This window comes from Frigoribacterium sp. PvP054, assembly GCF_040547465.1.
GTDB lineage: Bacteria > Actinomycetota > Actinomycetes > Actinomycetales > Microbacteriaceae > Frigoribacterium.
Map to the genome: position 1 here is coordinate 122,305 of NZ_JBEPPU010000004.1, position 25,721 is coordinate 148,025.

Genomic DNA, 25,721 nt, shown 5'->3' on the forward strand with positions numbered 1-25,721 from the left:
CCGTGGGGGCCGGGGCACCGAGGTCGGACTAGAGGCGGTCGGCCACGTACTTCGTCAGGTCGACGAGGCGGTTCGAGTAGCCCCACTCGTTGTCGTACCACGAGGTGATCTTGACGAGGTTGCCGATGACCTTGGTCAGGCCCGAGTCGTAGATCGACGAGTGCGGGTCGGTCGTGATGTCGGTCGAGACCAGGGGGTCCTCGGAGTAGGCCAGGATGCCCTTGAGCTCGCCCTCGGCCGCTGCCTTGTAGGCGGCGTTGATCTGCTCGACGGTCACCGGGGTGCTGGTCTCGAGGGTCACGTCGGTGATCGAGCCGGTGGGCACGGGCACGCGCAGGGCGTAGCCGTCGAGCTTGCCGGCGAGCTCGGGGATGACGAGGCCGATGGCCTTGGCCGCGCCCGTCGACGTGGGGACGATGTTCAGGGCCGCCGCGCGCGCACGACGAGGGTCCTTGTGGGGGCCGTCCTGGAGGTTCTGGTCGGCCGTGTAAGCGTGGACCGTCGTCATCAGGCCACGCTCGACGCCGAAGTTGTCGAGGAAGACCTTCATCAGGGGCGCGAGGCTGTTCGTCGTGCAGGAGGCGTTCGAGATGATGTGGTGGTTGGCGGGGTCGTAGATGCCCTCGTTCACGCCCAGCACGATCGTGGCGTCGTCACCCGTGGCGGGTGCCGAGATCAGGACCTTCTTGGCCCCGGCCGTGATGTGCTTGCGCGCGTCCTCGGCCTTGGTGAAGAAGCCGGTCGACTCGACGACGATGTCGACGCCCAACTCGCCCCAGGGCAGGTTGGCGGGGTCGCGCTCGGCGAGGACCTTGATCGGCTTGCCGTCGACGACGATCGAGTCACCGTCGAGCTCGACGGTGGCGTCGAGACGGCCCGTGATCGAGTCGAACTTGAGGAGGTGCGCGAGGGCGGCGTTGTCGGTCAGGTCGTTGACGGCGACGATCTCGATGTCGGTGCCCTTGGCGAGTGCCGCGCGGAAGTAGTTGCGGCCGATGCGACCGAAGCCGTTGATGCCGATCTTGACGGTCAATGAAACTCCTGATGATCAGGCGTCGTGGGGACGCGTGGAGGGGGTGGGCGACCAGGCCCGCGGCGCCTCCCGAACTCTCGATGACCTCGGGCCGGACACCATCCACGACAGTAGCAGCAGCCCTCCGGTGTTCGCCGTCCCGTGTCGTCCCGGCGACTCCGAGCGCTCAGTCGAGGTCGAGGTCGGAGGGCAGGTTCGCGTCCGTGCCGGGGAGCCCCAGGTCGCTCGCCTTCTTGTCGGCCATCGCCAGAAGCCGTCGGATGCGTCCCGCCACGGCGTCCTTGGTCATCGGCGGGTCCGCGTGATGGCCCAGTTCGTCCAGGCTCGCGTCGCGGTGGGCCAGGCGGAGTTCGCCGGCGTACTTCAGGTGGTCGGGGATGTCGTCCCCGAGGATCTCCATGGCCCGGTCGACGCGGGCACAGGCGGCGACCGCCGCCTGGGCGGAGCGGCGCAGGTTGGCATCGTCGAAGTTGACCAGACGGTTCGCCGTGGCGCGCACCTCACGGCGTTGGCGCATCTCTTCCCATTCGGCGACGCTCTTCTCGGCGCCCATCGCCTTGAGCATCGTCCCGATGGCCTCGCCGTCACGGATGATGACGCGGTGGACCCCCCGGACCTCGCGGGCCTTGGCGCCGATGCCGAGCCGGCCCGCGGCCCCGACGAGCGCCATGGCGGTCTCGTTGCCCGGGCAGACGACCTCGAGGGAGGCCGAGCGTCCCGGGTCGGTCAGCGAGCCCTGGGCGAGGAAGGCACCGCGCCAGATCGCGGCCAGATCGTCTCGGGACCCCGTCGTGAGGCGGTTCGGCAGGCCCCGGACCGGGCGGCGTCGCGCGTCCATGAGCCCCGTCTGCCGAGCGAGCGTCTCGCCCGCCTCGTGCACCCGGACGAGGTAGCCGGGCGTGCGGCGGGAACCGGAGGGCGCGGTCATCGCGACGTCGCTGCGGGCACCGTACAGTTCGGCGAGGTCCTTCCGGACGCGACGGGCGATGAGGGCCGAGTCGAGCTCGGCCTCGACGGCGATGCGGCCCGAGATCAGGTGCAGGCCCCCGGCGAAGCGCAGGACGGTCGCCAGCTCGGCGGCTCGGATCGTCGTCCTGCTCACCTCGACGCGGGCGAGTTCTTCTTTGACGTCGGCAGTCTGAGCCACTCCGGTTGTTCCTTTTCGTCGGGTCGACCACTGGTCGGCTTCACGGGCGTGCTGAACGACCTCGTGAGGTCATTCTCGGCCGAGGTCGCGGTGTTTCACGCTGACGGCCACGCCCGGGAGTCCACGCAGACGCGCCGCCAGTTCACCCACGAGGGTGACCGATCGATGTTTGCCCCCGGTGCAGCCAATGGCGATCGTAGCGTGTCTCTTGTTCTCACGCTGGTAGCCGGCCAGCACGGGGACGAGCGACGAGGCGAAGGCGTCGACGAACTCCCGGGCGCCGTCCTGCTGCATGACGTAGCTCGTGACGGGCTCGTCGAGCCCGGACTGGGATCGCAACGCGGGCACCCAGAAGGGGTTCGGCAGGAACCTCGCGTCGCCCACCATGTCGGCGTCGGTGGGCAGACCGTACTTGAAGCCGAAGCTCAGGACCGTGACCTGCACGCCCGCACGGTCGGACTCGGCGAACTTCTCGGAGATCGTCGTGGCGAGCTGGTGGATGTTGAGCTCGGAGGTGTCGATGATGACGTCGCTCGTCTCGCGCAGTTCTTCCATGCGAGCGCGCTCGGCCAGGATGCCGTCGAGAAGCGTCCCGTCGCCCTGCAACGGATGGGGCCGACGCACCTGCTCGAAGCGTCGGACGAGGGCGGCGTCCGTCGCGTCGAGGAAGAGCACGCGCACCTTGCTCGGCATGCTCGCCCGGAGCGTTCGGACGGCCTCCTGGGCCTCGCTGAACAGGCGCCCGCCGCGCACGTCGACGACGGCGGCGATCTTGGGGAGGGAGTCCCCCGCCCGCTCGGCCAGGTCGAGCAAGGGGCGGAGCATCTGAGCCGGCAGGTTGTCGACGACGTACCAGTCGAGGTCTTCGAGGGCGTTGCCGACCGTCGACCGACCGGCCCCGGACATGCCCGTGACGATCAGGACCTCTTGCTGTTCGCTGGCGTCGCTCATGTCGGTGGTGTCCTCCGGGTCGGCGGGCGGTGCATCGATTCTAGGCGGGGCCCGATGGAGGCGCGGTGTCGTCGACGTCGACCTGCTCGTCTCCGCGGAGGCGCTCGACCACGGCCGAGGCGAGCGTCGGACCGATCCCGCGGATGGCCGAGATGTCGGCGGCCTCGGCCTCCTTCAGGCGTTTGACGGAACCGAAGTGCTTGAGCAGCACGGCGACCCGTGACGGGCCCAAGCCCGGGATCTCGGCGAGCTGCGTCGAGATGTCGCGCTTGCGGCGCTGGCGCTGGTGCGTGATGGCGAAACGGTGGGCCTCGTCGCGGATGCGCTGGATGAGGAACAGGGCGTCGCTGTTGCGGGGAAGGATGACGGGGAAGTCGTCGTCGGGCAACCAGATCTCTTCGAGTCGTTTGGCGATGCCGCAGAGGGCGATGTCGGTCACGCCGGCGTCGTCGAGGGCCCGGCGGGCCGCCGCCACCTGGGGTTGCCCACCGTCGACGATGAGGAGGTTGGGACGGTACGCGAAGCGCTTGCGTTGCTCGCCGACCTCCTCGACGGGGGCGAGTTCGTCGTCGAGCCGGGACAGGCGTCGGCTGAGCGTCTGGTAGATGGACTCCGTGTCGTCCGTCGACTGCGGGATGTTGAACCGTCGGTACTGGTCCTTGCGCGGGAGGCCGTCCTCGAAGACCACCATCGAGGCCACGATGTTCGTCCCCGAGAGGTGCGAGACGTCGTAGCACTCCATGCGCAGCGGAGCGTCGCTCATTCCCAGCGCCTCCTGGATGTCGGCGAGGGCCGTGGACCGCGTGGCGAAGTCGGCGCTGCGGCGCGTCTTGTAGAGCATGAGCGACTGCTGCGCGTTCAGGGTCGCCGTCTGCATGAGGTTCGCCTTCTCGCCCCGCTGCGCCGTGTGGATCTGGACCCGTCCGCGTCCACGGATCTCGCTCAGGACGCTCTCGAGAGCGTCGTTGTCGTCCGGTGTCGCCGTCACGACGATCTCGCGGGGCAACTCGGCCCCTGCCGTGTAGATGCCCTGCAGCACCTGCTCGACGAGGTCCCCGGTCGAGATGTCGATCTCTTTGTCGACCACCCAGCCGCGAGAACCGCGGATGCGTCCGCCGCGCACCGTGAACAGCTGCACCGCCGCCGCCAGCTCGTCCTCGGCCAGGGCGTAGAGGTCGAGGTCGACGCTGTCGCGCAGGACGACCGCGGACTTGTCGAGCACGGCTTCGAGGGCCTGGACCTGGTCACGGTAGGAGGCCGCGTCCTCGAAGCGCTGCTCGAGCGCGGCCGCCTTCATCGACCGCTGGAGGTCGGCGATCACCTTCTTGTCGTAGCTGCCCATGAACTTGACGAACTCGTCGACGATCGCCCGGTGCTCGGCGATGGAGACCTTGTGGGAACACGGGCCGCCACAGCGCCCGATCTGGCCCGGGAAACAGGGCTTGCCCGTCTGCATGGCCTTCTTGTAGCTGCTGTCCGAACACGTGCGGATCGGGAAGACCTTGATCATCAGGTCGATGGTGTCGTGCACGGCCCAGATCTTGGGGTAGGGGCCGAAGTACTTCGCACCCTTGATCCTGGGGTTGCGCGTGACCATCACCCGGGGGGCCTCGTCGGCCAGGGTGACCGCCATGAACGGGTAGGTCTTGTCGTCGCGGAACTTGACGTTGAACGGCGGGTCGAACTCTTTGATCCACGTGTACTCGAGCTGGAGGGCCTCGATGTCGCTGCCCACCACCGTCCACTCGACCGATCGGGCGGTCAGGACCATCCGACGGGTGCGCTCGTGGAGGGACGGGAGCGGGGCGAAGTAGTTGCTCAGTCGGGCACGGAGGTTCTTGGCCTTGCCGACGTAGAGCACCCTGCCCCGCTCGTCGCGCCAGCGGTAGACGCCGGGGTCGGTCGGGATCTCGCCCGCCTTGGGACGCCAGGAGACGGTGTTGCTCATCGGGCTTCGACGGCCTCCCGACGTCGTGCCGTGGTGGGCTTCTTCTTCTGCACCCGGGGCACGGTGTGACCCGACTCGAGGATCTCCTTCAGGAAGACGCCCGTGTGGCTCTCGGGCACGGTGGCGAGGTGCTCGGGTGTTCCCGTGGCGATGACGGTGCCGCCCCCCGCGCCTCCTTCGGGCCCCATGTCGATGAGCCAGTCCGCCGACTTGATGACGTCGAGGTTGTGCTCGATCGTGATCACGGTGTTGCCCTTCTCGACGAGGCCGTTCAGGACGAGGAGGAGCTTGCGGACGTCCTCGAAGTGGAGGCCGGTGGTCGGCTCGTCGAGCACGTAGACGCTGCGTCCGTTGGAGCGCTTCTGGAGTTCGGTGGCGAGCTTGACGCGCTGGGCCTCACCGCCGCTCAGGGTGGTGGCGCTCTGCCCGAGCCGGACGTAGCCCAGGCCGACGTCGACCAGCGTCGACATGAACCGCGAGATGGCGGAGATCGGAGCGAAGAAGTCGGCTGCCTCGCTGATCGGCATCTCGAGGACCTCGGAGATGTTCTTGCCCTTGTAGCGCACGGCCAGCGTGTCTCGGTTGTAACGTGCACCGCCGCAGACCTCGCAGGCGACGTAGACGTCGGGCAGGAAGTTCATCTCGATCTTGATGGTGCCGTCGCCCGCGCAGTTCTCGCACCGCCCACCCTTGACGTTGAAGCTGAACCGCCCCGGGAGGTAGCCGCGCGCCTTGGCGTCGGTCGTCTCGGCGAACAGGGTGCGGATGCGGTCGAAGACGCCGGTGTAGGTGGCCGGGTTCGAGCGCGGGGTGCGCCCGATCGGAGCCTGGTCGACGTGCACGACCTTGTCGAGGGCGTCGAGCCCCGTGACGCGCGTGTGCTTGCCCGGGATCTGTCGTGCACCGTTCAGCTGGTTCGCCAGGACCTTGTACAGGATGTCGTTCACCAGGGACGACTTGCCTGAGCCGCTCACCCCGGTCACGGCCACGAAGGTGCCGAGCGGGAAGTCGACGGTGACGTCTCGCAGGTTGTTCGCCTTCGCCCCGACGACGGAGATCATGCGTTTCTTGTCGATCGGCCGACGGGTCGTCGGGGTCTCGATCGACCGGCGTCCGGCGAGGTAGTCCCCCGTGTACGAGTCGGTGTTCGCGACGAGGGCCTCGTAGCTGCCCGAGTGCACGACCGTGCCGCCGTTGACGCCGGCGCCCGGCCCGATGTCGACGATCCAGTCGGCCGTCTTGATCGTGTCTTCGTCGTGTTCGACGACGATCAACGTGTTGCCGAGGTTCTTCAGCTTGACCAGGGTGTCGATCAACCGGCGGTTGTCGCGCTGGTGCAGTCCGATGCTCGGTTCGTCGAGGACGTAGAGCACCCCCGTGAGGCCGGAACCGATCTGGGTGGCGAGGCGGATGCGTTGCGCCTCGCCGCCCGAGAGGGAACCGGCGGCTCGAGCCAGGCTCAGGTAGGTCAGGCCGACCTCGAGGAGGAACTCGAGTCGGACCCGGATCTCGCGCAGCACCTGGGCGGCGATCCGCGCTTCGCGTGTGGTCAGCGTGAGCCCGTTCATGAACTCGAAGGCGTCGGCGAGGCTCAACTCGGAGACCGCGGCGATGTCGTGACCGTCCACGAGCACGGCGAGGACCTCGGGCTTGAGTCGCTTGCCCTTGCAGACCACGCAGGGGATCTCGCGGAGGTAGGCGGCGTACCGCTGGCGCTGTGTGTCGGTCTCGGCCTCGGCGTACTTGCGTTCGATGTAGGGCATGACGCCCTCGAAGCCCGTCGAGTAGGTCATCTCACGGCCGAAGCGGTTGCGCCACTTGACGGTCACCTCGAAGTCGTTGCCCTGCAGGACGGCCTTGTGGACCGACTCGGGCAGCTCGTGCCACGGCGTCTTGAGGCTGAAGCCCAGGTCGCCCGCCAGACCCTCGAGCAGCTTCTGGAAGTAGTTGTAGAGGCCCTTGCCCGACTGCGTCCACGGCAGGATGACGCCGTCGGCGAGGCTGAGCTCGGGGTCGCCGAGCAGGAGGTCGGAGTCGACCGACATCTTCGTGCCGAGGCCGGAGCACTCGGGGCAGGCGCCGAACGGGGCGTTGAACGAGAACGTGCGCGGCTCGATCTCGGTGAGCTGGACCGGGTGGTTGTTGGGGCACGACAGCTTCTCGGAGAAGGTCCGGTACTTGCCGGCCGCGCCGTCGTCGGTGTCGACGAAGTCGATCGTGACGAGGCCGTCGGTCAACCGGAGCGCGGTCTCGAGCGAGTCGGTGAGGCGCGTGAGGGCCTGGTCGGAGGCGACCAGGCGATCGACCACGACGGAGATGTCGTGCTTGACCTGCTTCTTCAACTTGGGCGGTGAGCTGAGTTGGACCTGTTCGCCGTCCACGATGGCCCGTGAGTAGCCCGTCGACGCCAGTTCGGAGAAGAGGTCGACGAACTCGCCCTTCTTCTGCGAGACCACCGGGCTGAGCACCTGGTATCGGGTGCCCGTCTCGAGGGTCATCAGCTGGTCGGCGATCTGCTGCACGCTCTGTTTGCTGATCTTCTCGCCGCAGACGGCACAGTGCGGGACGCCGATGCGAGCCCAGAGCAGGCGCATGTAGTCGTAGATCTCGGTGATCGTGCCGACCGTCGACCGGGGGTTGCGGTTGGTCGACTTCTGGTCGATGGACACCGCAGGGCTGAGACCCTCGATGAAGTCGACGTCGGGTCGGTCGACCTGACCCAGGAACTGCCGTGCGTACGCCGAGAGGGACTCGACGTACCGCCGTTGCCCCTCGGCGAAGATCGTGTCGAAGGCCAGCGAGGACTTGCCGGAGCCGCTCAACCCGGTGAACACGACGAGCGAGTCGCGCGGGATCTCGAGGTCGACGTCGTTGAGGTTGTGGACTCGGGCGCCCCGGACGCTCAGCGTGGGGGAACCTTCTACGGGTGAGATGGACACTCTTACCATTCTGTCGATGTCGACGACGGTCGTCGTCGTGGCGGGCGGGCCCGCTCGGGATGATGCCGGGGACCGACGGCTCAGGTGGTCGTGGACGCGACGGTGGGCTGGACGCCCGTCAGCTCGGTGGACACCTGCCACAGCCGGGCAGCGGTCGACCCGTCGCGGGCGTGTCGTCGGGCGGGGACGCGAGCCGGTGCGCCGGTCAGTTGGAACCACCCGGCCGGACCCCAGTATTCCCCGCCGACCACGTCGTCGCCCACGAGGGCCTGGGTCAGGGGCTCGGCTCCGACCTCTTTGCCCTGAGAGAACGTGTGCATGATCGAGGTGAGGACGGCGGGCGGTCTGCGGGGTTCGACGACGGGAGGTCGGGGATCGCTCAGGGACTCCCACGAGAAGCCCGGATGGGCGACGACGCTCGAGATCGACGACCCGGCGGCTCGCAGTCGCCGGTCGAGGTCGAACCCGAAGGTCATGACCGCCAACTTGGACCGTGCGTAGGCGACCGACCCGGAGTAGCTGGAGACCATCATGGGGTCGTCCAGGTCGAGACGGACGAACCGGTGACTGATGCTGCCCAGGTGGACGACGCGGGCTCGTCCCGACGATTCGAGGGCCGGCAGCAGGTGGGAGACGAGCGCGAAGTGACCGAGGTGGTTCGTCCCGAACTGGAGCTCGAATCCGTCGACGGTCGTCCGACGCCGTCGGGAGCCGACGACGCCCGCGTTGGCGAGCAGGCCGTCGATCGGACCACCCGCGGCGACGGTGGCCGCACCGGAGCGGACCGACGCGAGATCGGCGAGGTCGAGCGCCACCGTGTCGACGTCGGCGCCGGGCACCCGGTCGCGCAACAGATCGGCGGCTCGGACGGCGCGCTCGGCGTCCCGGGCGGCCAGGACGACCTGGTGACCGGCGGTGACGAGTCGTTCGGCGGCGAAGTAGCCGAGACCCGCGGTCGCCCCGGTCACGACGACTCGGCGACGCTCACCGGGCATGGCCGGCTGCTTCCATCTGACGGAGGTCCTTCTTCAGGTCGGCCACCTCGTCGCGCAGTCGGCCGGCCAGCTCGAACTTGAGCTCGGCGGAGGCCTGCAGCATCTGCTCGTTGAGGTCGGCGATGATCGCCTCGAGGCCGTTCGCCGCGCTGGCGGCCTTGCCCTCGCGGCGCAGGTTCGGCGTCGGTGCGCGCTTGCCGCCCTGTCGGTCGGCCAGGAGGCGTGCCGTGTCGGCTCCCTCTCGGGCCAACACCTCGGTGATGTCGGCGATCTTCTTGCGCAGCGGCTGGGGATCGATGCCGCGCTCGAGGTTGTAAGCCACCTGTTTCTCGCGACGACGGTCGGTCTCTTCGAGGGCCTGCTTCATCGAGTCGGTCATCACGTCGGCGTACATGTGGACCTGACCCGAGACGTTGCGGGCAGCGCGACCGATGGTCTGGATGAGCGACGTCGACGACCGGAGGAACCCCTCTTTGTCGGCGTCGAGGATCGCCACGAGGGAGACCTCGGGCAGGTCGAGGCCTTCTCGCAGCAGGTTGATGCCCACGAGCACGTCGTAGACGCCCTGGCGCAGTTCGGTGAGCAGCTCGACGCGGCGGAGGGTGTCGACGTCGGAGTGCAGGTACCGGACCCGCACGCCGGCCTCGGTGAGGAAGTCGGTGAGCTCTTCGGCCATCTTCTTCGTCAGGGTCGTGACGAGGACGCGCTCGTCGATCTCGACCCGCGTGCGGATCTCTTCGAGCAGGTCGTCGATCTGCCCGGCGGACGGCTTGACCACGATCTCGGGGTCGATCAGCCCCGTCGGCCGGATGATCTGTTCGACCACGCTGTCGGTGATGCCGAGCTCGTACTTGCCCGGCGTCGCCGAGAGGTAGACCTTCTGGCCGACGCGGTCGAGGAACTCCTCGAACTTGAGCGGCCTGTTGTCGAGGGCGCTGGGCAACCGGAAGCCGTGGTCGACGAGGGTGCGCTTGCGGGAGGCGTCGCCCTCGTACATCGCGCCGATCTGCGGCACCGTCACGTGCGACTCGTCGATGACCACGAGCAGGTCGTCGGGGAAGTAGTCGAGCAGGCAGTGCGGAGCTTCGCCCGGCGAGCGACCGTCGATGTGGGCGGAGTAGTTCTCGATGCCGTTGCAGAAGCCGATCTGCTCCATCATCTCGAGGTCGAAGGTCGTGCGCATGCGCAGACGCTGCGACTCGAGCAGCTTGCCCTGCTTGTCGAGCTCGTCGAGACGGGTGGCGAGCTCGTCCTTGATGGTGCCGATCGCGCGGTGCATGACGTCGGTGCCCGCCACGTAGTGGGAACCGGGGAACACCGACACGGCGTCCATCGTCTTGACCACGTCGCCGGTGAGCGGGTGCAGGGCGTAGAGCGCCTCGATCTCGTCACCGAACATCTCGATGCGGATGGCCAGCTCTTCGTACATCGGGATGATCTCGATGGTGTCGCCGCGCACCCGGAAGTTGCCTCGGGAGAAGTCGATGTCGTTGCGCTGGTACTGCATCGAGACGAACCGGCGGATCAGCGTCTCTCGGTCGATGCGCATGCCGACCTGGAGGGCGATCATGGCCTCCATGTAGCCCTCGGGCGTGCCGAGGCCGTAGATGCACGACACGGTCGAGACGACGATCACGTCACGCCGGCTGAGGAGTGAGTTGGTCGTCGAGTGACGGAGCCGCTCGACCTCGGCGTTGACCGAGCTGTCCTTCTCGATGAAGGTGTCGGTCTGGGGGACGTAGGCCTCGGGCTGGTAGTAGTCGTAGTAGGAGACGAAGTACTCGACGGCGTTGTTCGGGAAGAGCGACCGGAACTCGTTCGCCAGCTGGGCCGCGAGGGTCTTGTTGTGGGCGAGCACCAGGGTCGGGCGTTGGACCTGTTCGACGAGCCACGCCGTCGTGGCGGACTTGCCCGTGCCCGTCGCACCGAGCAGGACGACGTCGGTCTCGCCCGCCGTGATGCGGCCCGCCAGTTCGGCGATGGCCGCCGGCTGGTCACCACTGGGCTCGAACTCGCTGACGACTTCGAAGGGGCGCACGCTGCGGGTCGGTTCCATGGATTCCAGCTTACGAGGCACCACCGACACTCGCGTCGCGGGAGGCCGCCTCCTTCGCCGCTGACAGCGAACGGAGCCGGTCGTACAGCTCGTCGGCCTGAGCCAGGGTGTGCTCGAGCGACCCCGCCGAACGGACGACGACGTCCGCCACGGCCAGGCGGGCCTCGTCGTCGGCCTGTGCGTCCACCCGACGCCGCGCCTCCTCGGGGTCCATCCCCCGCAGCTCGACCAACCGCCGGAGGCGCACCTCGCGGGGCGCGTGGACGACGACGACCAGGTCGAAACCGGTCGTGCCCCGCGCCTCGACGAGCAGCGGCACGTCGTAGACGACCACGCGCGCGGGATCGTCCGCCACGGCCTCGGCCATGCGGCGTGTCGAGAGCTCGTGGACGGCGGGGTGCGTGATGTCCTCGAGGGCACGGCGGGCGTCGGGGTCGGCGAAGACGACGGCCCCGAGCGCGGCCCGGTCGAGCGAGCCGTCGGGGCGGAGCACCGTGCGTCCGAACCGCGCGACGACGGCGTCCAGCCCCGGCGAGCCCGGCTCGACGACCTCGCGGGCGAGGGCGTCGGCGTCGACGTGGGCCGCACCCCGTTCGGCGAGTCGACGGGCCACGACGGACTTGCCGGCGGCGATGCCACCGGTCAACGCACAGACGAACACGACGACGAGACTACGCCGCGAACGCCGGAAGGCGGCTCCCCCGAGGGGGAACCGCCTTCTGGTCGAGACCGGACGGACTCAGTTGTTGTTCGACAGCTTCTCGCGCAGAGCAGCCAGCGACTCGTCGTCGGCGAGGGTGCCGGCGCCCGAGGCGGACTCGGCCGAGAACGACGAACCCGTGGGAGCGTCGAACGTCGTCTCTTCGACGAGCGAGGCAGCGACCTGCTTCTTGTGGGCTTCCCAGCGCGCCTGGGCGGCAGCGTAGTCCTGCTCCCACTTCTCGCGCTGCGAGTCGAAGCCCTCGCGCCACTCGTTCGTCTCGGGGTCGAAGCCCTCGGGGTACTTGTAGTTGCCCTGGTCGTCGTACTCGGTGAGCATGCCGTACAGCGCCGGGTCGAACTCGGTGCCCTCGGGGTCGACGCCCTCGTTGGCCTGCTTGAGGCTCAGCGAGATGCGACGGCGGTCGAGGTCGATGTCGATGACCTTGACGAACACCTCGTCGCCGACGGCGACGACCTGCTCGGCCAGTTCGACGTGCTTCGCCGACAGCTCGGAGATGTGCACGAGGCCCTCGATGCCGTCGGCCACGCGGACGAACGCACCGAAGGGGACGAGCTTCGTGACCTTGCCCGGAGCGACCTGACCGATCGCGTGCGTGCGGGCGAACACCTGCCACGGGTCTTCCTGCGTCGCCTTGAGCGAGAGCGACACGCGCTCACGGTCGAGGTCGACCTCGAGGATCTCGACGGTGACCTCCTGGCCCACCTCGACGACCTCGCTGGCGTGCTCGATGTGCTTCCAGCTGAGCTCGGAGACGTGGACGAGGCCGTCGACGCCGCCCAGGTCGACGAACGCACCGAAGTTGACGATCGACGACACGACGCCCTTGCGGACCTGGCCCTTGTGGAGGTTGTTGAGGAAGGTGGTGCGGCTCTCGGACTGGGTCTGCTCGAGCAGCGCACGGCGCGACAGGACCACGTTGTTGCGGTTCTTGTCGAGCTCGAGGATCTTGGCCTCGATCTCCTGACCCAGGTAGGGCGTGAGGTCGCGGACGCGACGGAGTTCGATGAGCGAGGCGGGGAGGAAGCCGCGGAGGCCGATGTCGACGATGAGGCCACCCTTGACGACCTCGATGACCGTGCCGGTGACGACGCCGTCGGCGTCCTTGATCTTCTCCACGTCGCCCCAGGCACGCTCGTACTGAGCGCGCTTCTTGGACAGGATCAGACGGCCTTCTTTGTCTTCCTTCTGGAGGACGAGGGCCTCGACCGTGTCGCCGACCTCGACGACCTCGGTGGGGTCGACGTCGTGCTTGATCGAGAGTTCGCGCGAGGGGATGACGCCCTCGGTCTTGTAGCCGACGTCGAGGAGGACCTCGTCGCGGTCGATCTTCACGACGGTGCCTTCGATGAGGTCACCGTCGTTGAAGAACTTCAGGGTCTTCTCGACCGCGGCCAGGAAGTCATCAGCGGATCCGATGTCGTTGATGGCGACCTGCTTGGGTGCCTTGGTCGTTACGGTTGTCATGTAGTTAGTGCTCCAGTACGGGCATGAATCGGGCCGTGTTCGTCCATCGAACGGTGTTCGGGTGGGGGTGTCGAACGCGGCGTGCGGACAGATCGACGCAGATAGCGCTCGGTCATCTTAGCGCGGCGTCCCGGGTGCGGGCAACGACGTGCCGGGGCCGTCGGTGTCGTCGTCGGGTGGCGCCGAGTGTCGTGTGCCGGGACGGGTCACCACCTCAGGCGAGCAAGGCCCTGCGCAAGGTGTCGAGCCCCACCCCGCCGAGCTGCAGGGCGTCGTGGTGGAAGGCCTTGACGTCGAACGCGGCTCCGTCGCGACGGGCGCGGTCGGCACGGAGGTCCTCCCAGATGCGCTGGCCGACCTTGTACGACGGGGCCTGCCCGGGCCAGCCCAGGTACCGGTCCACCTCGAAGCGGACGAACTCGGTGTCCATGTTGACGTTCTCGGACATGAACGCGAAGGCCTTCGCCGCGTCCCAGTCCCCGCCCCCGCCCGGGAAGGGCTTGCCGAGGTGCACGCCGATGTCGAGCACCACGCGGGCCGCCCGCATGCGTTGACCGTCCAGCATGCCCAGCCGGTCCCCCGGGTCGCCCAGCCAGCCGAGTTCGTCCATGAGTCGTTCGGCGTACAGGGCCCAGCCCTCGGCGTGGCCGGACGAGCCCGCCAGCTGGCGGCGCCAGGTGTTCAGCGTCGCCCGGTTGTACACGGCCTGGCCGAGTTGCAGGTGGTGCCCCGGCACGCCCTCGTGGAAGACCGTCGTGGTCTCGCGCCAGGTGCCGAAACGGGTCACTCCCTCGGGCACGGACCACCACATGCGCCCCGGACGCGAGAAGTCGTCGCTGGGGCTCGTGTAGTAGATGCCGCCGTCCTTGGTCGGGGCGATGCGGCACTCCAGCCGGCGCACGGGCTCGGGGATGTCGAACTGGTCGCGCCCCAGCTCGGCGACGGCCCGGTCGCTCAGCCCCTGCATCCAGTCGCGCAGGGCGCCCGTGCCGTGGAGTTGACGGGCGGGGTCGGCGTCGAGCAGCTCGATCGCCCGGGCGACCGAGGCACCCGGTTCGATCCGGTGGGCCACGGCCTCTTGCTCGCTCGTCATGCGGGCGAGTTCGTCGATGCCCCACTCGTAGGTCTCGTCGAGGTCGACCGTCGCGCCGAGGAAGCGTCGGGAGTGCAGTGCGTAGGCGTCACGCCCCACCGCGTCCTCGGGGGTGGCGGCGGGCAGCAGCTCGTCGAGCAGGAACCGCCTCAGCCCGTCGTAGGCGGCGGCGGCCGACGAGGCGCCCGCCGTGAGGTCGCGGGCGAGGGCACCGCCCGGGACGCTGCCGTCGCCGAGCCGGGCTCCGTCGGCGAACTCGGAGAAGAACCCGTCGACGGCGCCGATGCGAGCACACTGCTCGGCCACCTTCTCGACCTGGCGCCGCGCCGGGGTCACCCCCTCGGCGATGCCCACCCGCAGCGTCTCGACGTACTGGCCCACCGCCGTCCCGACCCGCCCGAGCCGGGACGCGACGTCCGCCCAGTCTGCCTCGGACTCGGTCGGCATGAGGTCGAAGACCTCGCGGATGCCCTGCGCGGGCGAGGCGATGACGGCGAGATCGCGCAGCTCGAGCCGTTGGTCGGCGTATTCGAGTTCGAGCTCGAGCTCGCTGGTCAGGTCGTCTCGCGTGACGCGGTCGACGTCGTCGGCGGGGGTCGTGGCCCGCAGCTCGGTCAGCGTGGCCCGGACGGCGTCGACGTGACGGGCGTGCCCCTCGGGCGAGAGGTCGGCGAACTCGCCGGTACGGCCTTCTCGGCCGATCCAGGTGGCGGTCGTGGGGTCGAGCTCGCACAGCGTGTCCACCCAGCGTTCGGCGACCGCGTCGACGGGGGTGGGCGTGCGGGGGCCGGGCGTCGCTGCAGGATCGGTCATGGCGACGAGCCTAACGACCGAGGAGGCGCGGTGCCGGACGACCCGCACCGCGCCTCCTCGGCCCCTCACGACGGACGGGGCGCCCACCGACCGTGGTCGGTGGACGCCCCGTGCGCGTCGTGGTGCGGTGCCTACTCTTTGTCGAGGTCGGTCGCGAGGAGCGCGACGAGCTCGTCGAGGGCTGCCTCGGCGTTGTCGCCCTCGGTCGCGACGACGACCTCTTCACCGTGGCCGATGCCGAGCGAGAGCACGCCGAGGATGCTGGCGGCGTTGACGCTCTTGCCGGCGGCGGAGGTCAACGTGACCTTCGCGCCGGTCTTGCCCGCGGCCTGGCTGAACAGCGAGGCCGGACGGGCGTGCAGCCCGACGCTGGAGGCGATGGTGACGGAACGTTCTGGCATGTGTTCTCCTCTGGAGGGGGTGGTGGTCAGTCGTCGTCGTCGGTCGACGCGAGCAGCTCGTAGACCTCGGCGGACGTGGTGGAGCCGCGCAGGGCGGCCGCCTTGTCGGGGTCCATCAGGATGCTCGCGAGCTGACTGAGGATGGCGATGTGGCCGTTGCCCTTGGCGGCGATGCCGACCGTGACCGAGACCTCGTTGCCGTCCCAGTCGACCGGGGTCGGGAACCGCAGCACCACCAGGGCGTCCTCTTTGACCGAGTCCTTGCCGGCGAGGGTGCCGTGCGGGATCGCCACACCCTCGCCGACGTAGGTGGACACCGAGTTCTCGCGCTCGAACATCGCGTCGACGTACGACTCGTCGATCGCACCCGCGTCGACGAGGGCCTGCCCCGTCTTGCGGATGGCCTCGTCGCGCGAGGCGGCGACCTCGTCGAGCCGGATGGACGACTCGGCGAGCAGCGTCGAGAGCTCGGGTGCCTGCTGATCGGTCATCGTCAGACCTCGACCGTCGAGCCGTCCTGGATCGCCTTGACGACCTTGGCGACGTTCGGGTCTCCCATGAACAGCTGGAACGGCACGACCGGCACGTTCGGCACCACGCCGCGGGCACGCTCGGCCAGGTTGTTCTGGGTGACGACGACGTCGGCGTCCGACGGGATCGACGCGACGGGCGAGTGCTCGACGGTGACACCGCTCTTCTTCAGCTGCTTCTTGAGCGTGGACGCCAGCATGACGCTGCTGCCCATGCCCGCGTCGCACGCGACGATGAGTTTCTTGATGCTGGAACCGTCGAGGGTTGCCATGACCTTCTCCTTGTGTGGTGGTGGTGCTGACTGGTGGTGCGGCAGGACTACGCGGTGGGTGCCGCGGTGCCCTTGCTGGTCGCCTTGTTGGCCGCGGTGGCGGCCTGGGCGTCGGCGAGAGCCTGCTCCTGGGCGGCGGCGTCCTCGGCACGGGCCTCGCGGTTCTCCTTGCGGCCGAAGCCCATCAGGAGGGACGAGACGACGAACGAGACGGCCGCCGAGAGCAGGATACCCAGGTAGATCGGGAGAAGGTCCCCACGGGCCGCGACGAGCGTGTAGGCGATGATGCTGCCGGGCGACGCCGGGCCCACGAGGCCGACGTTGAACAGGGCGAACGTGGCGATGCCGGTGGCGCCACCCAGGATGGCGGCGACGAGCAGGATCGGCTTCATCAGCACGTACGGGAAGTAGATCTCGTGGATGCCACCGAAGAAGTGCACGATGATCGCGGCCGGGGCCGACGGGCGGATGGCACGCGGGCCGAAGAACAGGTAGGCCAGCAGGATGCCGAGGCCGGGGCCGGGGTTCGACTCGAGCATGAAGAGGATCGACTTGCCGGCCTCCTGCACCTGGGTGCCTCCGAGCGGGGTCAGGATGCCCTGGTTGATGGCGTTGTTCAGGAACAGCACCTTGGCGGGCTCGATGATGATCGAGGCGAGGGGCAGCAGGCCGCGGTCGACGAGGAACCCGACGGCGCCACCGAACACGTTGGTGATGGCGGTCGTGACGGGCGCGAGGCCGAAGAAGGCCAGGACGGCCATGGCGCCACCGATGATGCCGAGCGAGAAGTTGTTGACGAGCATCTCGAAGCCGGACTTGATGCGGCCGTCGACCAGCTTGTCGAACTGCTTGAGCACCCACGCGGCCAGCGGGCCGACGATCATGGCGCCGAGGAACTGCGGCACGTCGGTCGCGACGACGACGCCCATGACGGCGACGGCACCGATGACGGCACCACGCTGACCGTGGACCATGCGGCCACCCGTGTAGGCGATCAGGATCGGCAGCAGGTAGGTGATGATCGGGCCGACCAGGCCCGGCCACGGCGTGCCGTCGGCCTGCTCGCCGAAGCCGCCGAGCTGGGGCACCGGCGTCCAGCCGGTCTGGATGAAGAGGGCCGTGATGAGGCCCCAGGCGATGAAGGCGCCGATGTTCGGCATGATCATGCCGGCCAGGAAGCCTCCGAAGCGCTGGACGCGCGCGCGGGCTCCCGTACCGGTGACGGTGGGGGTGAACTCGGACATGTGGGTGGTTCTCCTTGTCTCTCAGCGACGAGAGGGATGTGGGGTGATGGAGGTGGAGCGGGGGGCTGTGGTGCGTCGGGGTGGGGCGGGGGTGGCCGGCCGGTCTCGCGTCATGCGATCACGACCCGAGGGCCGGCCTGTTCGACGTCGTCGGCCAACTCGGCGTCCACGCCGGAGTCGGTGATGACGGTGTCGACGTCGGTGAGCGGCGCGACCTTGGCGAAGTCCTCGCGGCCGAACTTGGTGTGGTCGGCGAGGACGACGGTGCGTCGCGACGCGGCGATGAGGGCGCGCTTGACCCGCGCCTCCGCCAGGTCGGGGGTGCTGATGCCGCGCTCGACCGACACGCCGTTCGTGCCGACGAAGGCGACGTCGGCGAAGACGTCGGCGATCTGGGCTCGCGTCCAGTCCCCCACGGCCGAGTAGGTGCGGGTGCGGATGAGGCCGCCGAGCAGGTGCAACGTGACGTTCGGGCGGCTGATCAGGATGGTCGCCACCGCGAGCGAGTGCGTGACCACGGTGAGCTCTCGGTCGAGCGGCAGCAGCTCGGCCAGCCGGATCGTCGAGGTGCCGGCGTCGACGATGATCGAGCCGCCGTCGGGGAGCTCGTCGAGGGCGGCCCGGGCGATGCGTTCCTTCTCGGTCGCGGCGGTGCCCTCACGGTCGACCACGGGCGGCTCGATGCCCAGGCGCTCGACGGCGATCGCTCCCCCGTGCACGCGACGCAGGACGCCCCGCCGCTCGAGTGCGGTCAGGTCGCGACGGACCGTCTCGGGCGCCACGGACAGCTCGCGCGCGAGACCGGCGACCTCGACACGCCCCCGGGACAGGGCGGTGTCGAGGATCTGCTGGTGACGCTCCGGTGCGTACATGGGAGACCTCGTCGTCGGACTGCACGGTCGCCCCGTGGGGGTCGGCCGGTGGTGCGGAAGTGCGGAAAGAGTTCAACTGGTGTTGATCTGCGCTTATATAAGTCCGTTTGTGTGGCTCGGTCAAGTCTGTGCCGCGTGTCGTGTCCGTTTGTGCCCGGGTCGGGGGACGGTTGGTTGCCCGACGGGCACCGATCGGCCCGCTCGAGGCGTTGCGGACACCCGTCCGGGTCCGTCCGGGCACCGGGGTCGGGGCATCGGGGCATCGGGGTGTCGGCGTGTCGAGACGTCGGCGGGTCGAAGAGGCGCCGGTCGGGGCGGTCGCGGAGCCGTCGCGTGAGCGGACGGCTCCGCGACGCGGCCCGGTGACCCGGCCCTCGACGCAGCCTTCGGACCACGCGGGGTCAGTGGGCGGCAGCGTCCCAGCTCTCGCCGAGGCCCACGCTGACGTCGAGCGGGACACGGAGGTCGGCTGCGCCGCTCATGCGCCGCCGGACGATCTCGCGGACGTCGTCGACCTCGCCCGGTGCGACCTCGACGATGAGTTCGTCGTGCACCTGGAGCAGGACGCGTGAGCCCATCTCTCTCTCGTCGAGCTCGGACCGGACGCCGAGCATGGCGATCTTCATGATGTCGGCGGCCGAGCCCTGGATCGGCGCGTTCAGCGCGGCCCGTTCGGCGTTCTCGCGGAGCACCCGGTTGGGCGACTTGAGGTCGCCGAACGGTCGGCGGCGGCCGTAGATCGTCTCGGTGTAGCCGTCTTCTCGGGCCTGTTCGACGACGTTCCGGAGGTACTCGCGCACGGCGCCGAAACGCTCGAAGTAGTCCGTCATCAGTTGGCGGGCCTCGGCGGTCTCGATGCGCAGCTGCTTCGACAGGCCGAAGGCGCTCAGACCGTAGGCGAGGCCGTACGACATGGCCTTGACCTTGGTGCGCATGGCGGAGGTGACGTCGGACGGCTCGACGCCGAAGATGCGGGCGCCGACGAACCGGTGGAGGTCCTCGCCCTCGGCGAAGGCCTGGATCAGCCCCTCGTCACCCGACAGGTGCGCCATGATGCGCATCTCGATCTGTGAGTAGTCGGCCGTGAGCAGCGTCTCGTAGTCGGGGCCGTGGACGAACGCCGCGCGGATCTCGCGTCCCACCGCGGCCTTGATGGGGATGTTCTGGAGGTTCGGATCGACGGACGAGATGCGCCCCGTGGTCGTCCCCGTCTGGTCGTAGGTCGTGTGGATGCGGGCGTCGTCGGCGATCGACTTCTCGAGCGTCTCGATGATCTGCCGCAACTTGGTCGCGTCACGGTGCTTCAGGAGGAGGTCGAGGAAGGGGTGCGGGTGTTTCTCCTGCAGGTCGGCCAACGACGCCGCGTCGGTCGAGTAGCCGGTCTTGGTCGCCCGGGTCTTGGGCATCTGGAGCTGGTCGAACAACACCTCTTGGAGTTGCTTGGGCGACCCGAGGTTGACCTCGCGCCCGATCTCGGCGAACGCCGCCGCGGCGAGTCCACCGGCCTGTTCGCCGAGTCGCAGGGACAGCGCCTTGAGCGCGTCACGGTCGGCGGCGACCCCGGTGAGCTCCATGTCGCCGAGGACGGCGACGAGGGGGAGCTCGATCTCGGTCAGCACGCGACGGGACCCGTCGTCGAGGGCGGCGACCAGCGACTCGGACAAGCGCAGGACGTACCAGGCCTCGGAGGCGACGTTGACGTCGTCGTCGGCCGAGACCAGCTGGTTCGGGTCGCCGACCGGCAGCGTCTCGCCGAGCTGCTCGTACACGAGGTCGGACAGGGCGAAGGAGGTGCGGCCCGGGCGCAGCAGCCAGGCGGCGATCCGCGGATCGCCGACGATGCCGGTCAGGCGGAGCCCGGCCCGGGACAACGCCTTGTAGGCACGCTTGGCGTCGTGGACCACCTTGGGCGTCCGGCCGTCGAGCCAGGCCTCGAGCGCGACGTAGTCGCCCCGACCCGCGGCCCAGGGCACGTAGGCGGACTCGTCGGACGACGAGATGCCGAGACCCACGACACCGTCGGCCCCGTACTCGACCGTGAGGCCGACGGGCTCGTCGGGGTCGGAGGCGTGCTTCTTGAGCCAGAAGGCGAGCTCTTCGTCGATGAGCGTGCGGACGACGGGGAGGCCGGTCGGGGCAGCCGTGACGGGCGCCTCGGTCGGGGCGCCGGCCGACCGATCGCCCGCGTCGGAGAGTGCGAGGACCCGTTCGAGGAGCGTGCGGAACTGCAACTTGTCGAAGAGCTCGCGGACGGCCTCCTCGTCGATGCCTCGTCGTTCGAGGTCGCCCGGGCCGACGGGCAGCTCGACGTCGGTCACGAGACGGTTCAGGCGACGGTTGCGGACCGCGTTGTCCTTCTGCTCGCGGAGCTTCTGCCCGACGACGCCCTTGATCTCGTCGGCCCTGGCGATGATCTCGTCGAGGCCGCCGTACAGGTTGATCCACTTGACGGCGGTCTTCTCGCCCACCTTGTCGATGCCGATCAGGTTGTCGCTGGTCTCGCCCACGAGGGCCGCGACCTCGGGGTACTGGTGCGGTTCGATGCCGTAGCGCTCGAAGACCTTGTCACGGTCGTACCGGGTGAGCTCGCTGACGCCTCGGGCAGAGGGGTAGAGCAACGTCACGTCGTCGTTCACCATCTGGATGGCATCGCGATCGCCCGAGACGACGAGCACCCGGAAGCCCTCGGCGCGGCCACGGGTGGCGAGGGTGGCGAGGATGTCGTCGGCCTCGAAGTCCTCTTTGGTGATCGTGGTGATGCCCATGGCGTGGAGGGCTTCTTGCAGCAGCGGGATCTGACCGACGAACTCGACGGGGGTCTCGGACCGGGTGCCCTTGTACTCGGGGTACTCGCGCGTGCGGAACGAGAAGCGGGAGATGTCGAAGGCCACGGCGAGGTGCGTCGGCTTCTCGGCCTTGAGCAGGCTGAGCAGCATCGAGATGAAGCCGTGGATCGCGTTGGTGTGCTGACCCTCGCGGTTGACGAAACTGTCGACCGGCAGGGCGTAGAAGGCCCGGAACGCGAGGGAATGGCCGTCGATGACCAGGAGGGTAGGCTTCGTGTCGTCCGTCACCACGTCAGCCTAGCGGGCACCCCCGACACCGTCGCCGGGCGCCTCCGTCCCCCACCGGAGAGTCATGACCCGTCCGCCCGCCGCCCCGAACGACGCCGAGAGGACCGTGTCGTCGGACGCGTCCCTGAGCGAGGCCGCCGTCGAGCTGTTCCGGCGTCGCGGCGTCGGCGCCCTGGCCGAGAAGATGGGCATCGTCATCGACGAGATGAGCGCCGAGCGCGCCGTCGGTCGCATGCCCGTCGAGGGCAACACGCAGCCCGTGGGCATCCTGCACGGAGGTGCGCACGTCGTGCTGGCCGAGACCCTCGGGTCGGTCGCCGCGAACGTGCACGCCGGCCCGGGACGCGTCGCCATGGGCATCGAGCTGAACGCGAGCCACAGCCGGTCCGCCGCCTCCGGGTGGGTCACGGGCACCTGTACCGCCGTCCACCTCGGCTCGACCCTGGCGACCCACCAGATCGTCATGACCGACGACCGCGGGCGGCTGTTGTCGACCGTGCGCATCACGAACTTCCTGACCGACGCCCGCGACGAGGGGTGACACGCGAGAAGGCCCGCCCCGATCGTCGGGGCGGGCCTTCTCGCGTGGGGTGCGCTACTTCTTGGCGCTGAGCTGCTCGATGATGGCCTGGGCCACGTCGTGCATCGTGAGACGGCGGTCCATCGAGGCCTTCTGTATCCACCGGAAGGCCTCGGGCTCGGTCAGTCCCATCTTCTCGTTGAGCAGGCCCTTGGCCCGGTCGACGAGCTTGCGGGTCTCGAAGCGCTCGACGAGGTCGGCGACCTCGGCCTCGAGGGTGATGATCTGGGCGTACCGCGAGAGGGCGATCTCGATGGCGGGCAACAGGTCGTTCGGAGTGAACGGCTTGACGACGTACGCCAGGGCGCCGGCCTCGCTGGCCCGTTCGACGAGCTCTTTCTGGCTGAAGGCGGTGAGCAGGACGACGGGGGCGATGTGCGCCTTCGACAGCCGCTCGGCCGCCGAGATGCCGTCGAGCTGGGGCATCTTGACGTCCATGATGACGAGGTCGGGGCGCAGTTCGGTCGCGAGGGCGACGGCGGTCTCGCCGTCACCGGCCTCGCCCACCACCTCGAAACCGTTGTCGCGGAGGATCTCGACGATGTCGAGGCGGATGAGGGACTCATCTTCGGCCACGACGACGCGACGGGGTGCTGCTGGGGTTGCTTCCTGGTCACTCACGACGTCGAGCCTACGGTATTGTCGACGTGGTTGTTGTGCGCCGGATTGGCGGAATGGCAGACGCGGAGCACTCAAAATGCTCTGTCCGTGAGGGCGTGTGGGTTCGAGTCCCACATCCGGCACCAGCCCGACGAGACGTGGCCCTCCTTCCCTCGCCGGCTGGTCCCGCCGACGACCTCCGTCGCAACACGCCGACACGAGTTGTGCTCAGAGTGTGTCCCCGTGAGCATCCGTGCACTACGCTGGTGCTACTGGTTGTTGTGTTACGCATTTGTATCTCGCGACGTGCCGAAGGCCTCCTCTCATCGAGAGGGGTTCCGAGGGTGGCGTCGTTCTCAGAGGGAGCGGACAAAAAGGCACCGCGACGAGCGATCTCGAAATCGAGATCGACAACTCTGATTGAAGGAACAAGAAAAATGGCAACAGGCACCGTTAAGTGGTTCAACTCCGAAAAGGGCTTCGGCTTCATCACCCCCGACGACGGAACCACTGACGTCTTCGCGCACTTCTCCGCGATCGCCGGCGACGGCTACCGCAACCTGGAAGAGAACCAGAAGGTCGAGTTCGACACGGCCCAGGGCAACAAGGGCCTCCAGGCCGAGAACATCCGCGTCATCTGACTCGGTGGCGTCCTCGTGACGCCGTCAGTCGGCGGGTTCGCCCGCCACTGAACCGAAAGCCCCGATCCGCTCGCGCGGGTCGGGGCTTTCTCCGTTCTGCAGGGCGCTGAGGTCGCGGGCCCCGGACACCCGCACCGACCTCACGGAAGCGGGAAACCGAGGAGGCGCGCCACCGGCTCGTAGTCCCGGCTCGCCGTCCGGTAGGCCGACTCCCACTCGGCGATCCGTGCTCCGGCCTCGCGTGGGTCCGTGAAGCGGTCGTCGTCGCCGCCGCCGGCGACGAGGGCCTCACGGGCCTCGCGATACCGACTGGTGAGGGTCGACCACAGGACGAGTTCGTCGCCGGTCGAGTCCTCGGGGGCCGCGCGGGCCACGTCCCACGGCACCTCGACCCTCGGCAACGGTCCGGTCGCCGGGCGCACCGTCGTCGTCTCGTCGGCGGCGTCGCCCTCGCGGAAGATCGTCCGGGTGCCGACGGCCAGGACGGCTCCGACCCCCGCACCGAGGACGAAGATCAGCAGCAGCGCCCAGAGGCCGTCGACCCGCCACACGGTCGCGGCCACTCCCCCGAGGAACGAGCCGCCCACCAGGGCACCGAGACCGGCCCACCGGGCCGGACCCGCACCTCCTCGGCGTTTCGTCGACTCGTCGGCGCCGAGGCTGTGCCGCGTCTCGGCCACGCCGTGCCCGCTCCAGGACGGCACGACGTAGAGACGGCCCTCGAACTCGAAGCACGAGGGATGGCGGGCGTCCACGGACATGGCGTGAGCGTACGCCCCGTCCGCACGACGAAGCCGGGACGATCCCTGGGGATCGCCCCGGCTCTTCGGGACGGACGGCCCTGCGTCAGGGCTGCGAGGCGTAGGCCGGCGCGGCCTCGCCGTGGGCGTCGCCGACGCGGTGCACGCGGAGGTCGTTCGTCGACCCGGCGATGCCGGGAGGGGACCCGGCGATCACGATGACCTTGTCGCCCGACTCGGCCAGGTCGTTGCCGATCAGGATGTCGTCCACCTGGGCGAACATCGCGTCGGTGTGCGTGACGGTCTCGACGAGGTACGACTGGACGCCCCAGCTGATGGCCATGCGCCGACGGATGGCCTCGTTGGGGGTGAAGGCGAGGATCGGGATGGAGTGGCGCAGGCGCGACATGCGACGCACCGAGTCGCCGGACTCCGTGAACACGCAGAGGAACTTCGCCTGGACGAACTCGGCGACGTCGGCCGCGGCCAACGTGATCGCCCCGCCCTGGGTGCGGGGGCGGGTGCCCAGCGGGGGGATGCGCTCGAGGCCGTGCTCTTCGGTCGAGGCGACGATGCGGGCCATGGTCTGCACCGTGATGACGGGGTACTCGCCGACGCTCGTCTCGCCCGAGAGCATGACCGCGTCGGTGCCGTCGAGCACCGCGTTCGCGACGTCGGAGGTCTCGGCCCGCGTCGGGATGGGGCTGGAGATCATCGACTCGAGCATCTGCGTCGCGACGATGACGGGTTTGGCCATGCGGCGCGAGAGCTCGACGGCGTGCTTCTGGACGATGGGCACGGCCTCCAGGGGCAGTTCGACCCCGAGGTCGCCGCGGGCCACCATGATGCCGTCGAACGCGTCGATGATGGCCTCGAGGTTGTCGACCGCCTGGGGCTTCTCGATCTTCGCGTAGACCGGGACCTTGCGACCCTCTTCTGCCATGATCTCGTGCACGCGCACGACGTCGTCGGCGTCACGGACGAACGAGAGGGCGATGAGGTCGGCGCCCAGTGCGAGGCCCCAGCGCAGGTCGGCCTCGTCCTTGTCGGAGAGCGCGGGCACGTTGACCGCGACGCCCGGCAGGTTGATGCCCTTGTTGTTCGAGACGGTGCCCGCGACGACGACCTCGGTCGTGACGACCGTGCCGTCGGTCTCGAGGACGCGCAGCTTGACGCGACCGTCGTCGATCAGCAGCGGGTCGCCGGGTGCGACGTCGTTCGGCAGTCCCTTGAAGGTCGTGCCGCAGATCTCCCTCGAGCCGAGGATCTCGTCGGTCGTGATCTTGAACACGTCGCCGACCTCGAGGTCGTGCGGACCGTCGGCGAACTTGCCGAGCCGGATCTTCGGCCCCTGGAGGTCGACGAGGACCGCGACGGCGCGGCCCGAGTCGGCCGCGGCCTGGCGGACGTTCGCGTAGACGCCCTCGTGGACGTCATAGCTGCCGTGGCTGAGGTTCATGCGGGCGACGTCGACTCCGGCGTCGATGATCGCCCGGATGTCGTCGTAGCTCGACGTCGCCGGCCCGAGGGTGGCGACGATCTTTGCGCGTCTCATGTGTTCCGTTCGTGTGGGGGGAAGGGTGGTGGGACGACTGCAGACCCGA

The 25,721-nt window shown here is 68.9% G+C and carries 21 protein-coding genes and 1 tRNA gene; 3 read left to right on the top strand and 19 right to left on the bottom strand.

Annotated features, from left to right (window positions below):
* Positions 1–28: 28 nt before the first annotated feature.
* From gap to polA, 16 genes are all read right to left on the bottom strand, one after another.
* Positions 29–1,033, bottom strand: a complete 1,005-nt coding sequence (gene gap, locus ABID81_RS07640) for a type I glyceraldehyde-3-phosphate dehydrogenase (RefSeq protein ID WP_043595015.1) — start codon at positions 1,031–1,033, stop codon at positions 29–31.
* Between the two features lie 166 nt (positions 1,034–1,199).
* Positions 1,200–2,180 (bottom strand): DNA-binding protein WhiA, encoded by a 981-nt coding sequence (gene whiA / locus ABID81_RS07645; protein WP_354594207.1) that lies wholly within the window; start codon positions 2,178–2,180, stop codon positions 1,200–1,202.
* Between the two features lie 69 nt (positions 2,181–2,249).
* Positions 2,250–3,131 carry an RNase adapter RapZ gene (gene rapZ / locus ABID81_RS07650; protein ID WP_354594208.1) on the bottom strand — a complete coding sequence of 294 codons (882 nt, stop codon included), beginning with the start codon at positions 3,129–3,131 and terminating at the stop codon, positions 2,250–2,252.
* A gap of 40 nt (positions 3,132–3,171) precedes the next feature.
* Positions 3,172–5,079, bottom strand: a complete 1,908-nt coding sequence (gene uvrC, locus ABID81_RS07655; RefSeq protein ID WP_354594209.1) for an excinuclease ABC subunit UvrC — start codon at positions 5,077–5,079, stop codon at positions 3,172–3,174.
* Positions 5,076–8,027, bottom strand: a complete 2,952-nt coding sequence (uvrA, locus tag ABID81_RS07660; protein ID WP_354594210.1) for an excinuclease ABC subunit UvrA — start codon at positions 8,025–8,027, stop codon at positions 5,076–5,078. Before uvrA ends, uvrC begins: the two co-directional genes overlap by 4 nt.
* A gap of 71 nt (positions 8,028–8,098) precedes the next feature.
* Positions 8,099–9,013 (bottom strand): SDR family NAD(P)-dependent oxidoreductase, encoded by a 915-nt coding sequence (locus tag ABID81_RS07665; protein WP_354594211.1) that lies wholly within the window; start codon positions 9,011–9,013, stop codon positions 8,099–8,101.
* Positions 9,003–11,069: an excinuclease ABC subunit UvrB gene (gene uvrB / locus ABID81_RS07670; RefSeq protein ID WP_354594212.1), complete on the bottom strand. Its 2,067-nt coding sequence runs from the start codon at positions 11,067–11,069 to the stop codon at positions 9,003–9,005. Before uvrB ends, ABID81_RS07665 begins: the two co-directional genes overlap by 11 nt.
* A gap of 10 nt (positions 11,070–11,079) precedes the next feature.
* Complete coding sequence (coaE, locus tag ABID81_RS07675; RefSeq protein WP_354594213.1) at positions 11,080–11,730, bottom strand: dephospho-CoA kinase; 651 nt, start codon at positions 11,728–11,730, stop codon at positions 11,080–11,082.
* Positions 11,731–11,808: 78 nt separating this feature from the next.
* Complete coding sequence (gene rpsA / locus ABID81_RS07680; RefSeq protein ID WP_043592805.1) at positions 11,809–13,257, bottom strand: 30S ribosomal protein S1; 1,449 nt, start codon at positions 13,255–13,257, stop codon at positions 11,809–11,811.
* 214 nt (positions 13,258–13,471) lie between these two features.
* Positions 13,472–15,163 (bottom strand): DUF885 domain-containing protein, encoded by a 1,692-nt coding sequence (locus ABID81_RS07685; RefSeq protein ID WP_354594214.1) that lies wholly within the window; start codon positions 15,161–15,163, stop codon positions 13,472–13,474.
* A gap of 131 nt (positions 15,164–15,294) precedes the next feature.
* On the bottom strand, positions 15,295–15,564 hold the full coding sequence (locus ABID81_RS07690; RefSeq protein ID WP_043592801.1) for an HPr family phosphocarrier protein: 270 nt from the start codon (positions 15,562–15,564) through the stop codon (positions 15,295–15,297).
* A 26-nt stretch (positions 15,565–15,590) separates the two neighbouring features.
* Positions 15,591–16,055, bottom strand: a complete 465-nt coding sequence (locus tag ABID81_RS07695) for a PTS mannitol transporter subunit IIA (RefSeq protein WP_354594215.1) — start codon at positions 16,053–16,055, stop codon at positions 15,591–15,593.
* 2 nt (positions 16,056–16,057) lie between these two features.
* The gene (locus tag ABID81_RS07700; protein ID WP_054146078.1) at positions 16,058–16,366 is read right to left on the bottom strand and encodes a PTS lactose transporter subunit IIB; all 309 of its coding nucleotides are present in this window, start codon (positions 16,364–16,366) and stop codon (positions 16,058–16,060) included.
* Between the two features lie 47 nt (positions 16,367–16,413).
* Positions 16,414–17,610 carry a mannitol-specific PTS transporter subunit IIC gene (gene mtlA, locus ABID81_RS07705; RefSeq protein ID WP_354594216.1) on the bottom strand — a complete coding sequence of 399 codons (1,197 nt, stop codon included), beginning with the start codon at positions 17,608–17,610 and terminating at the stop codon, positions 16,414–16,416.
* 110 nt (positions 17,611–17,720) lie between these two features.
* Positions 17,721–18,482, bottom strand: a complete 762-nt coding sequence (locus tag ABID81_RS07710) for a DeoR/GlpR family DNA-binding transcription regulator (protein WP_354594217.1) — start codon at positions 18,480–18,482, stop codon at positions 17,721–17,723.
* 401 nt (positions 18,483–18,883) lie between these two features.
* On the bottom strand, positions 18,884–21,556 hold the full coding sequence (gene polA / locus ABID81_RS07715) for a DNA polymerase I (protein WP_354594218.1): 2,673 nt from the start codon (positions 21,554–21,556) through the stop codon (positions 18,884–18,886).
* 184 nt (positions 21,557–21,740) lie between these two features.
* On the opposite strand from polA, the gene ABID81_RS07720 reads away from it, so the two are divergent.
* Positions 21,741–22,097 (top strand): PaaI family thioesterase, encoded by a 357-nt coding sequence (locus tag ABID81_RS07720; protein ID WP_488628702.1) that lies wholly within the window; start codon positions 21,741–21,743, stop codon positions 22,095–22,097.
* A 54-nt stretch (positions 22,098–22,151) separates the two neighbouring features.
* Here the strand turns inward: ABID81_RS07720 and ABID81_RS07725 are convergent, their stop codons facing one another.
* The gene (locus ABID81_RS07725; protein ID WP_043592796.1) at positions 22,152–22,757 is read right to left on the bottom strand and encodes an ANTAR domain-containing response regulator; all 606 of its coding nucleotides are present in this window, start codon (positions 22,755–22,757) and stop codon (positions 22,152–22,154) included.
* A 39-nt stretch (positions 22,758–22,796) separates the two neighbouring features.
* Here ABID81_RS07725 and ABID81_RS07730 point away from each other — a divergent pair.
* Together ABID81_RS07730 and ABID81_RS07735 are read left to right on the top strand one after the other, a co-directional pair.
* Positions 22,797–22,882, top strand: a tRNA-Leu gene (locus ABID81_RS07730).
* A 291-nt stretch (positions 22,883–23,173) separates the two neighbouring features.
* Positions 23,174–23,377 carry a cold-shock protein gene (locus ABID81_RS07735; protein ID WP_043592793.1) on the top strand — a complete coding sequence of 68 codons (204 nt, stop codon included), beginning with the start codon at positions 23,174–23,176 and terminating at the stop codon, positions 23,375–23,377.
* 140 nt (positions 23,378–23,517) lie between these two features.
* On the opposite strand, the gene ABID81_RS07740 is transcribed toward ABID81_RS07735, so the two are convergent.
* Positions 23,518–24,138: a hypothetical protein gene (locus ABID81_RS07740; protein ID WP_354594220.1), complete on the bottom strand. Its 621-nt coding sequence runs from the start codon at positions 24,136–24,138 to the stop codon at positions 23,518–23,520.
* An 85-nt stretch (positions 24,139–24,223) separates the two neighbouring features.
* The gene (gene pyk, locus ABID81_RS07745) at positions 24,224–25,672 is read right to left on the bottom strand and encodes a pyruvate kinase (protein WP_354594221.1); all 1,449 of its coding nucleotides are present in this window, start codon (positions 25,670–25,672) and stop codon (positions 24,224–24,226) included.
* Between the last annotated feature and the right edge of the window lie 49 nt (positions 25,673–25,721).

Excerpts from the sequence above, each read along its gene's own strand:
- rapZ (WP_354594208.1), bottom strand. The coding sequence starts at position 3,131 with ATGAGCGACGCCAGCGAACAGCAAGAGGTCCTGATCGTCACGGGCATG.
- uvrC (WP_354594209.1), bottom strand. The coding sequence starts at position 5,079 with ATGAGCAACACCGTCTCCTGGCGTCCCAAGGCGGGCGAGATCCCGACC.
- uvrA (WP_354594210.1), bottom strand. The coding sequence starts at position 8,027 with ATGGTAAGAGTGTCCATCTCACCCGTAGAAGGTTCCCCCACGCTGAGC.
- ABID81_RS07665 (WP_354594211.1), bottom strand. The coding sequence starts at position 9,013 with ATGCCCGGTGAGCGTCGCCGAGTCGTCGTGACCGGGGCGACCGCGGGT.
- uvrB (WP_354594212.1), bottom strand. The coding sequence starts at position 11,069 with ATGGAACCGACCCGCAGCGTGCGCCCCTTCGAAGTCGTCAGCGAGTTC.
- rpsA (WP_043592805.1), bottom strand. The coding sequence starts at position 13,257 with ATGACAACCGTAACGACCAAGGCACCCAAGCAGGTCGCCATCAACGAC.
- ABID81_RS07685 (WP_354594214.1), bottom strand. The coding sequence starts at position 15,163 with ATGACCGATCCTGCAGCGACGCCCGGCCCCCGCACGCCCACCCCCGTC.
- ABID81_RS07690 (WP_043592801.1), bottom strand. The coding sequence starts at position 15,564 with ATGCCAGAACGTTCCGTCACCATCGCCTCCAGCGTCGGGCTGCACGCC.
- ABID81_RS07695 (WP_354594215.1), bottom strand. The coding sequence starts at position 16,055 with ATGACCGATCAGCAGGCACCCGAGCTCTCGACGCTGCTCGCCGAGTCG.
- ABID81_RS07700 (WP_054146078.1), bottom strand. The coding sequence starts at position 16,366 with ATGGCAACCCTCGACGGTTCCAGCATCAAGAAACTCATCGTCGCGTGC.
- mtlA (WP_354594216.1), bottom strand. The coding sequence starts at position 17,610 with ATGTCCGAGTTCACCCCCACCGTCACCGGTACGGGAGCCCGCGCGCGC.
- ABID81_RS07710 (WP_354594217.1), bottom strand. The coding sequence starts at position 18,482 with ATGTACGCACCGGAGCGTCACCAGCAGATCCTCGACACCGCCCTGTCC.
- ABID81_RS07720 (WP_488628702.1), top strand. The coding sequence starts at position 21,741 with ATGGGCATCGTCATCGACGAGATGAGCGCCGAGCGCGCCGTCGGTCGC.
- ABID81_RS07735 (WP_043592793.1), top strand. The coding sequence starts at position 23,174 with ATGGCAACAGGCACCGTTAAGTGGTTCAACTCCGAAAAGGGCTTCGGC.
- ABID81_RS07740 (WP_354594220.1), bottom strand. The coding sequence starts at position 24,138 with ATGTCCGTGGACGCCCGCCATCCCTCGTGCTTCGAGTTCGAGGGCCGT.
- pyk (WP_354594221.1), bottom strand. The coding sequence starts at position 25,672 with ATGAGACGCGCAAAGATCGTCGCCACCCTCGGGCCGGCGACGTCGAGC.